General features: G+C 35.7%; 9 protein-coding genes and 1 riboswitch. Of the genes, 1 reads left to right on the top strand and 8 read right to left on the bottom strand.

The genetic code is table 11. The features are described 5' to 3' along the window. The first annotated feature begins 996 nt into the window (after positions 1 to 996). On the top strand, positions 997 to 1143 hold the full coding sequence (locus HNP81_RS18390; protein ID WP_182503575.1) for a hypothetical protein: 147 nt from the start codon (positions 997 to 999) through the stop codon (positions 1141 to 1143). Positions 1144 to 1554: 411 nt separating this feature from the next. Here HNP81_RS18390 and HNP81_RS18385 read toward each other — a convergent pair whose 3' ends face one another. From HNP81_RS18385 to queC, 8 genes are all read right to left on the bottom strand, one after another. Further along, positions 1555 to 2139: an NAD(P)H-dependent oxidoreductase gene (locus HNP81_RS18385; protein ID WP_182503574.1), complete on the bottom strand. Its 585-nt coding sequence runs from the start codon at positions 2137 to 2139 to the stop codon at positions 1555 to 1557. Positions 2140 to 2338: 199 nt separating this feature from the next. Further along, a complete protein-coding gene (locus tag HNP81_RS18380; RefSeq protein WP_182503573.1) occupies positions 2339 to 3325 on the bottom strand; it encodes an acrylyl-CoA reductase family protein in 987 nt (328 codons plus the stop codon). A 75-nt stretch (positions 3326 to 3400) separates the two neighbouring features. Then, positions 3401 to 3838: a MarR family winged helix-turn-helix transcriptional regulator gene (locus HNP81_RS18375; RefSeq protein WP_182503572.1), complete on the bottom strand. Its 438-nt coding sequence runs from the start codon at positions 3836 to 3838 to the stop codon at positions 3401 to 3403. Between the two features lie 1010 nt (positions 3839 to 4848). Next, positions 4849 to 5220 (bottom strand): hypothetical protein, encoded by a 372-nt coding sequence (locus HNP81_RS18370; protein WP_182503571.1) that lies wholly within the window; start codon positions 5218 to 5220, stop codon positions 4849 to 4851. Between the two features lie 487 nt (positions 5221 to 5707). Then, on the bottom strand, positions 5708 to 6244 hold the full coding sequence (locus tag HNP81_RS18365; RefSeq protein WP_028390162.1) for a VUT family protein: 537 nt from the start codon (positions 6242 to 6244) through the stop codon (positions 5708 to 5710). 19 nt (positions 6245 to 6263) lie between these two features. After that, on the bottom strand, positions 6264 to 6992 hold the full coding sequence (gene queE, locus HNP81_RS18360; RefSeq protein WP_028390161.1) for a 7-carboxy-7-deazaguanine synthase QueE: 729 nt from the start codon (positions 6990 to 6992) through the stop codon (positions 6264 to 6266). Further along, positions 6985 to 7461 (bottom strand): 6-carboxytetrahydropterin synthase QueD, encoded by a 477-nt coding sequence (queD, locus tag HNP81_RS18355; protein WP_182503581.1) that lies wholly within the window; start codon positions 7459 to 7461, stop codon positions 6985 to 6987. Before queD ends, queE begins: the two co-directional genes overlap by 8 nt. Beyond that, positions 7461 to 8120, bottom strand: coding sequence for a 7-cyano-7-deazaguanine synthase QueC (queC, locus tag HNP81_RS18350; protein WP_028390159.1), 660 nt, complete (start codon positions 8118 to 8120; stop codon positions 7461 to 7463). The genes queD and queC overlap by 1 nt, the downstream gene beginning before the upstream one ends. Before the next feature lie 53 nt (positions 8121 to 8173). Continuing rightward, a riboswitch (PreQ1 riboswitch) is annotated at positions 8174 to 8217 on the bottom strand. Between the last annotated feature and the right edge of the window lie 91 nt (positions 8218 to 8308).

Below are 8308 nucleotides of genomic sequence, written 5' to 3'. Positions count from 1 at the left end.
ACACTATAAATTGTTCAGCCCTTCATGATCTTAGGTCATTACTATGGCCTCTGCTGACTTCTTGCGACTAACCTTTTTCGACTGTACTTCTGTACATCCGCAAGACCTCCCAGGGTAAGACAACTATCTTTCCTCTTTTACTCGTCTGATTTACGCTACAAAGTTACGCACATCTTTTGGACTTTGACTTGTCATGGAGTCTTATCCCTTTATAGAGCCTTAGTATCAGATTTCTGTTCGTCGAGCCAAGATTTTATTCCACGCTTCCTCCAGCCCTTACCTCGCGATAAGTACCTTGCGCTTCCTTAGTGGTTAGTCGATGTGTACCCCCACAGTGGACTTTCACCACCTAGATAGTTGCCATGCCTGGCACACAAATAAAAAGCAGCCGGATGGCTGCATTCCTTTCGTCTTTATCTCTTTGATCTTCAGTACTTCGGTTCGTTCGGTATGAAGGGAACCGCAAATGGAACAGGAACCTACGGAATGTAGGCGCTAGCCGTACAAATCGTGGTTATCGGGCCATTTAATGCTGTAGTGCTGCCGCCCGAAGTATGCTTGAAGCCTTTATCTATAAAACCATCTAAAGAAAAACCGCACCTAAAGACTACTCGAGCATCACAAATGAATATAACGTGAAATATATTGATATTGAGCAAGGGAGCTTATTTAGTCATAACTAAGATTTACTTTCACCAGGTACCCTTGCTCTTAACCGTAAAGAACAACTGATTCTTGACAGTGACAATAAGGATAAATAACAATCTTGCACATCTGCTAGTAAAGGTATTACATAACTCAAGTAACGATAATCGATGCCATTTAAATGAACCTTCCTGAAAAATAATGAATTAAAATGGACATGTAACAGATTCTCATTGATAACAAGAATAAACTCTCATTCTCCCTTTTCTTATAAGTTTAATTGGATATAATTATTCAGAGCAACATTTAAGTTTTTATTTTTGCTAAGAGTTGATAAAAGGGGATACCTCAATGAATAAAGAGAAACTATTAAAAAGGCTTCAGAGTGCGCATCAAGGTAATTTATTTTCACTAGAAATTCCCAAGAATACTAAAGAAGATGAAAATAAGATTGAAGAATTAGTTAAAGAATTAGAGAGAGAAGGAAAAATTAAATAAAAAGAGTATGTGCAGCGAGAATACTCCGTTTATTTACACGGCATCCTTAAGTATGTATCCGATTAATCGGATACTTTTTTATTAGAATTTAGAAAAAACTTTAACAGAGACTTTTGAAAAGAACAGAGTACATATAACCCGTCTTATATGTACTGGTACCTCTTTTGTGGCAACAAAAAAAGGAGCTGCATCCGGTATCATGTATGTGCAAGCTTTAAAGTACGTGGTTATCAGACCATTTAATAATGTTAAAAGCCTAATTCCTCAGTATTATAAACGAGAAATTGGGCTTTCTTTATTTCACAATCGCGCCCTTTAATGGAAGATCGGTTAACAATACTCAGAAATTAAAATATTGCGGAAAAGCTCCCAGTTTAGTGACATAAAATCCTTTTCAATATTTGTATATGTTTATGAGAAATGGGAATTAATTGTATCTTCCACTTTCTTTAACATGCCTTTATATGCTTCTTCATCAAGGTATCCAATACTTCCGAATAGTAAATGGTCCACAGGCTCAATTCCAGTAAAATCAAATATTCCAGTGTCAGAAGTGACTTTCAGACCTGCTGTCATACCCATCTCATCGTAAACCTCATTGGGATGACCATGAGTATTGATGATAAGACCTTTTTTACCTTTCAATAGCTTAATTGTACCTTCTTCCCCAGCAGAATAAGCAAATCCAAATGCAAATACTCGATCTACGTATCCTTTTAAAATTGCTGGAAGACCTGTCCACCAAATAGGGTAAATAAATGTTATAACGTCTGCTTCAGCAATAAATTCTTGTTCCGTTTTAATATCATTAGGTGTATTTCCTGCTTTCATAGCGGCTGTATCTTCTGGTTTCAGGACAGGTTGAAAATCAAGTGCATATAAATCACGAACAACAACCTCATTATCATTCTTTTTTAATGTATTCACTGTTGTTTCCAAAATCGCGTGATTTAAACTTTCAGGGTATGGATGTGCATAAACAATCAGATGTTTCATTTCAAATAACCTCCGAGTATATTATTTGGCTAATAAGCTTCATCAAATACTAGTATTAGACATTTCTTAAATAATCATGAACAATGAGAGAAAAAATGTAATTTCCTGCTTAGATACTAGTTTAAAAAATGATTACATTAAAACATACATACTCAAATCAAAACTTTGTATCTCTATGTTGTCCTTTGAACTGAGCTTTTTATAGTTTAACAAGCGTTCTTCCACGTACTTTTCCTTCTAAAATATCAGCTAATACTCCTGGAAGCTCTTTTAATGAAATTTCATTTACCAGGTCTTCATTTAACGTTGTTGGTTTTAAATCATCCCCAAGACGATTCCAAACCTTTAAGCGCTTATTCATTGGACATTCAACCGAGTCAATACCAAGCCAATTGACGCCTCTTGATATGTAAGGAAGAACTGTTGTGGACACTCCTATCCCACTTGTTAAACCACATGTAGCTACAGACCCTCCATATTTCAAGGTACTTAATATATATTGAAGAGTTTTCCCACCAACGGGATCGATAGCACCAGCCCATTTTTCTTCACGAATTGGTGTTTGATCTGTATCTATTATTTCATGACGATTCAAAATTTGTTTAGCCCCTAATCCTTTTAAATAGGCCTCTTCATTAGATTTACCTGTACCAGCGACCACTTCATACCCTCTTTTAGCCAAGATATTGACTGCAATACTGCCCACTCCACCTGTAGCACCTGCTACTAAAACTGGTCCCTGGCCAGGTTCCAATTCATTATCTTCAAGCCTTTGAACGGATAATGCTGCGGTAAACCCAGCTGTTCCAAGTATCATGGCTTCTTTTAAAGACAATCCTTTTGGAAGAGGAACAACCCACTCTGCAGGTACACGTGCCATTTCGCTAAATCCACCAAAATGTCCTGTTCCTAACTTATAACTAGTCACAATGACTTCATCACCTGTTTTAAATCGTTCATCTGTTGAATTAATAATCGTTCCAGCTAAATCTATTCCTGGCACTAAAGGATAGGACTCTACAAATTGATTTCGGATGGACACTATACCGTCTTTAAAATTCACACTAGAATAAGCTACGCGAATTGTTACTTCCCCGTCTGGTAAATCATCCATGCTCAATTGTTTCATTTCTAGCTTAGTTTGATCACCAATTTTATCGAGCACCATTGCTTGAAAAGTATTCATTTTCTTAATCATCTCCTCTCTTCATGATATAATCGCAAATCATTTGTACATACAAATGATTGGTGAAAAAAAGAGTTAGAACTTCTCTTTTTTTATTATTTCACTTGATTCGTAAAGGATTTTTGCAAGCTCATTACTTTTTTCTTCTCCCAAAATAGAAGCATACCGTTTGTGAAGTTCATCAAAACATTCATCCATTTTCTCACAAAGCTCTACACCTTTTTCTGATAAATGTATATGCGTTTCTTTCCATTCTGAACGTCGATAAACTAAGTTGAGTTTTTCGAGTTTATTAATAAATCTAGTACTTGTGGAAGGTGCAATTGACAATTTATCACAAAGTTTTTTTTGCGTGATTCCAGGATATTGATACACCACTATTAAGAGATAAATGTAAGAAGGAGACAGATTAGTCTCTGCAAAAGCATCTTCTGCAATCTTCGTCATATAACGAGAAAAACGATTCGATGTAAAAAATAAACACAGAGATAAAATAGAATCATCTATTTTCACTTGATTTCACCTCTCATTTGCATATACAAATTAACATATAATTTATTAAGAGTCAAATAATTAAAAGGGTTATCGCCATCACCCCAAACGGTATTTTTTGTACTGGACAACTTTTTCATAATATAATTCACTTCTAAATTATTCTCCCTGATTGTTTATTTCTCATTCCATTAATCTGCTTTGTTAGTTTAAATGCAAACCTTCGCAATCTCTTCTAAACTTTAATATAGATATCCAATTTTCTTTAAATGTGTTGTTCCACAATCTGACCCGATTGCGGAACAACAAAGTCCTGCATATCATACAGGACTTTTAATCAATCTTTTTATAAATTATCGAACTTTATTTTAAATCAACACTTTCTCTTTAGAGCAACCGACCATTGCAATAAATAAACATAATAATAAAACAATAAATTTTTTCAAAATATTCCCTCATTTTTACTTTCGAATATTAACTAAATGTGTAAGCCTCTGTATAACCTAAAAAATAAGAAAACCAGCTAAACCTATAAATAGCAGGGTTTTGCTGGTTTAGTTACTTCCTATTCTTATTTCTATCTATTTTTTATTTTCTTCTAATGAATGACATAACAAGAGCAACGATAGAAAGAACTAACGCGATGATTGATAAAATCATTCCTGTATTTGTTGTTTTATTATCAGTTGCTTTTGTTTTTGTATCAGTTGTTTTTTCAGCTATATCATTTGCATTATGATCTGTAGCTGCTTCTGTTTTATTTGGAACAGAGGTAGTAATTGAAGTAATAGAATGAGGTAAATTAGAACCCTTATCTCCAGTCCATTCTACAACAGAACCATCTTTCTAGTATTGATAGGCATCCCAAGCTGCTTTTCCTTCCTTCATTATTTATAAGGCTGAAAATCCACTGATTTTGGTTGGTACATTTTGTCACGATATTCATAAGTAATAATAAACTCTTAATTCTGCATCTATTTAAATAGATCTGCTAATTCATTTTCTGTTTCACTATTTTGATTTTCTCGTCTTTATTGGTAATATTTCCCTATATCAAGTACGTTTTCCTTCAATCCATGCTCTTCTCGACCATTTATAGTTGTACTCTGCACTGTCATTTCTTTATACTTATTTTTGTAAAACCCTACATCTTCTTTTAAATTATCAATTTCTTTTTCTTTACTATATAGAATTTTCTCAAACTCATCTACTTTGAGGACTTTTTCAAATGCACTTTGATAAGCATTAAGAATTTGATGCACTGCCTCTATTAATCTTTTTTTATTATAATAATTGTTGTTTACTAAGTCTTCTGCTGAAACAAGAAAAGCCTGTTCTTTTAATAAATCAACAATTTCTATTGGTGTTTTATTTAATCTTTCAATCTTATGGCCGGTTCGCAAAATCCTGGAAATGCTGGATACTTATCAGGCCTACCTTCTCTTGAAAGTGATAAGGTAGAAAAAAATAAATAAGGCAATGATAATAACAATAATACTAAAGAAGGAACCAATAATAACAATGAAGATAGAGATAACTAAAGAAGATCACCAAACGATCTATGCATGGCAATCCTAGTAGTAAACACTATATTTCATTTTGCTAAAAGGAATCAGTGCCGGTTGGCTTTGGTTCCTTTTTCTATCCTATTTTATTATGCTGGAACCGATATATGGTGGACATAGTAAGTAAAACGCCCTTTCACCATAAAAATAATAGCCCAAATCTTGGTCACTTATATATGACCAAAATTAGGGCTATTCTTAAAATCTAAATAAAGATCATCTTCATCATGAAATCAAATACCAGTTAGATAATAGCTGCCTCTTCTAACTCCTAATTTTTTATCTTTTCATGTCATATTAGCAGTATCTGAGTTTTTGCAATTACTCAAGCAACCTCTACTCGGTTCCGCGAAATGATTACGCGATGGAGGACCATTGCACCAAGGCTCTGTATAACCGTCTTCACAATTACCTGACCTAGAATCGCAAAAGGTACAGCTTCCCATGGTAGGAAATTGGCACCCAATGGGCTTAAGCCAATAATGACAAAGATAGCAGAGTCCAGGAAACCACCGACTAAACCGCTATAAAAAACTCGCCAAGCCATCGGCAGTTTCAATCTCGAGTAAATTTCGGTATCGGTTGTTTCTGAGATGACAAACGAAATAGCAGATGCAAGAACGATTAATAATGTGTCTCCCAACAATTTTGACATGATCGCTGAAAGAGCTAAAGCTGTTCCGATTGCTATATAGGTTTTCTTTCTGCCAAATGTATTTTGAACCAAATCTCTTAGGATAAAAGTTGCACCAATAAATAGCGTTCCCATTGGCACAATAAACACACCGAGAGATAAAGGGGCAAAAGAAGCCGTCACAACATTGGCTGTTACAATGGCGATTAAATATAGTAAAATTCTAATCATTTATTCTCCTCGTTTCTTACACGCCTCGTTTATTTCCCCATACTAATGCATGAAGTTGAGGGAGTACTTTAACTTCTTTTAACTCTTTATCTTGTATCACTTGCTCGATTAACTCTGCGTATTTTTTCAGCAAATGGGTAATTAACTCAGCGTCATTTACAGTCTTCGTATCATCATTCCCCACCTGCATGTAAAAAGGAATGCCAGGGTATCTTCTATGAATTTCCTTTGCATAGTTAAAATCAGCTTCATTGAATACAACGACCTTCAAACTGACATTTCCTGAAAAATCGTCTGACATGAGTTTATCGAGGATCATATCAAGTGAGTCAAAGTTTGTGATCATACCTGAACTAGGTGGCTTAGGTGAGATCGTCAACTCATCAATCAAAAGCATCCAATCTTGCCACTTCGACCCTTGCGTTTCAAGACAGGTTTTCATGTTCTCTTCCTTTATTAATTGGACAAATCCTGCAAGATTCTTCAACAGAGCCGGGTTTCCACCTGAAATGGTCACATGAGAAAACCCGTCTCCCCCAAGTTCTCTTAACTGTTGCAAGATTTCGTCTGGCTCCATTTGCTTAATGAGATGTTTACCGGTTCCATCCCATGTAAAAGACGAGTCACACCATGAGCAAGAATAATCACAACCCGCCGTTCTGACAAACATCGTCTTTTGACCGATGACCATGCCCTCTCCTTGAATGGTTGGTCCGAATATCTCCATAACAGGAATTTTACTCATGTTCCATCCACTCCCTTTTTGCCTCGGCATAGCTCGTTGGCGTTTCATAAAGACGGACAAATTCAACCCTTGCTCCATCATATTGTTTTTGTCTATTTTTTAATGCTTCCGCCATTTTTTCATAAATCCAAACAACCATATTTTCAGCGGTTGTATTCATTAATGGCAACGTTTCGTTTAAATATTTATGATCAAGAAAAATTTCAATCTCATTTTTCCAAATTTCTTTAATGTCGCCAAAATCAATAAGTAAGCCTCGATCATCGATAAAACCACTAAGTCCAAAAATAACCCGGTAGGTATGACCATGAAGGTTTTTGCATTTCCCTTCATAGCAATGTAAATGGTGAGCCGCATCGAATGTAAACTCTTTACTAACTAGTACTCGTTTAGCATGATATTTTAATTGACCAGCTTTAATATCTTTATTGATCTTTTGCAATTTATCTACTACGCGAAAGCCATACATCAATTCTTCACCTTCTGACTCAAGTAGTCATCGAGGCCTTTTCGACGTAATTTACATGCTGGACAATCCCCGCAACCATCTGCCATGATTCCGTTATAACAAGTTAGTGTCTTATTACGAACAAAGTCCAAAGCACCTAATTCATCCGCCATGCCCCAGGCCTCCGCCTTATTCATCCACATAAGCGGTGTATGAATCACAAATGGCTGATCCATCGATAGATTTAATGTCACATTCAATGATTTTATGAAAATATCTCTGCAGTCCGGATAGCCGCTAAAGTCTGTTTCACACACACCCGTAATAATATGCTTCGCACCAACTTGGCTAGCAAGCACCCCAGCAAAAGATAAGAATAACAAATTTCTCCCCGGAACAAAGGTGGAAGGAAGCTCCCCCTCTTCTCCATCACTCACGGCAATGTCATCACGCGTTAATGCATTCGGCGCCAATTGATTAAGCAGCGACATATCCAGAATGTGATGTTTAATGCCAAGTTCGTCTGTAATCTGCTTAGCACAGTCTATCTCTAACCGATGCCGCTGATTATAATCAAACGTAACTGCCTCCACTTCTTTAAACTGCTTCATCGCCCAGAATAAACATGTTGTACTATCCTGACCGCCACTAAAAACTACTACTGCTTTCTCTTGCTTCATTAAAAAAATCCCCTTTTCGACAGAAAAACAGCACTACTAAGAAAGCAGTGCTGTTTTCCTTAGTTTTTTAGAGAGGGTAGCTAGAAACCTCTACCGTAATTAAACGGATTTTATATTTACATCAGTTCATTTTAGACTAAAATCATTATTTCTTCAAACTAAAAATAAAACATGCATAAATTGGTACA

It is taken from the genome of Peribacillus huizhouensis (assembly GCF_014138605.1).
Classification (GTDB): Bacteria; Bacillota; Bacilli; order Bacillales; family DSM-1321; genus Peribacillus; species Peribacillus huizhouensis.
This window is presented reverse-complemented; position numbering and strand designations above follow the sequence as displayed.

Excerpts from the sequence above, each read along its gene's own strand:
- queE (WP_028390161.1), bottom strand. The coding sequence starts at position 6,992 with ATGAGTAAAATTCCTGTTATGGAGATATTCGGACCAACCATTCAAGGA.
- HNP81_RS18390 (WP_182503575.1), top strand. The coding sequence starts at position 997 with ATGAATAAAGAGAAACTATTAAAAAGGCTTCAGAGTGCGCATCAAGGT.
- HNP81_RS18385 (WP_182503574.1), bottom strand. The coding sequence starts at position 2,139 with ATGAAACATCTGATTGTTTATGCACATCCATACCCTGAAAGTTTAAAT.
- queC (WP_028390159.1), bottom strand. The coding sequence starts at position 8,120 with ATGAAGCAAGAGAAAGCAGTAGTAGTTTTTAGTGGCGGTCAGGATAGT.
- HNP81_RS18380 (WP_182503573.1), bottom strand. The coding sequence starts at position 3,325 with ATGAATACTTTTCAAGCAATGGTGCTCGATAAAATTGGTGATCAAACT.
- queD (WP_182503581.1), bottom strand. The coding sequence starts at position 7,461 with ATGTATGGCTTTCGCGTAGTAGATAAATTGCAAAAGATCAATAAAGAT.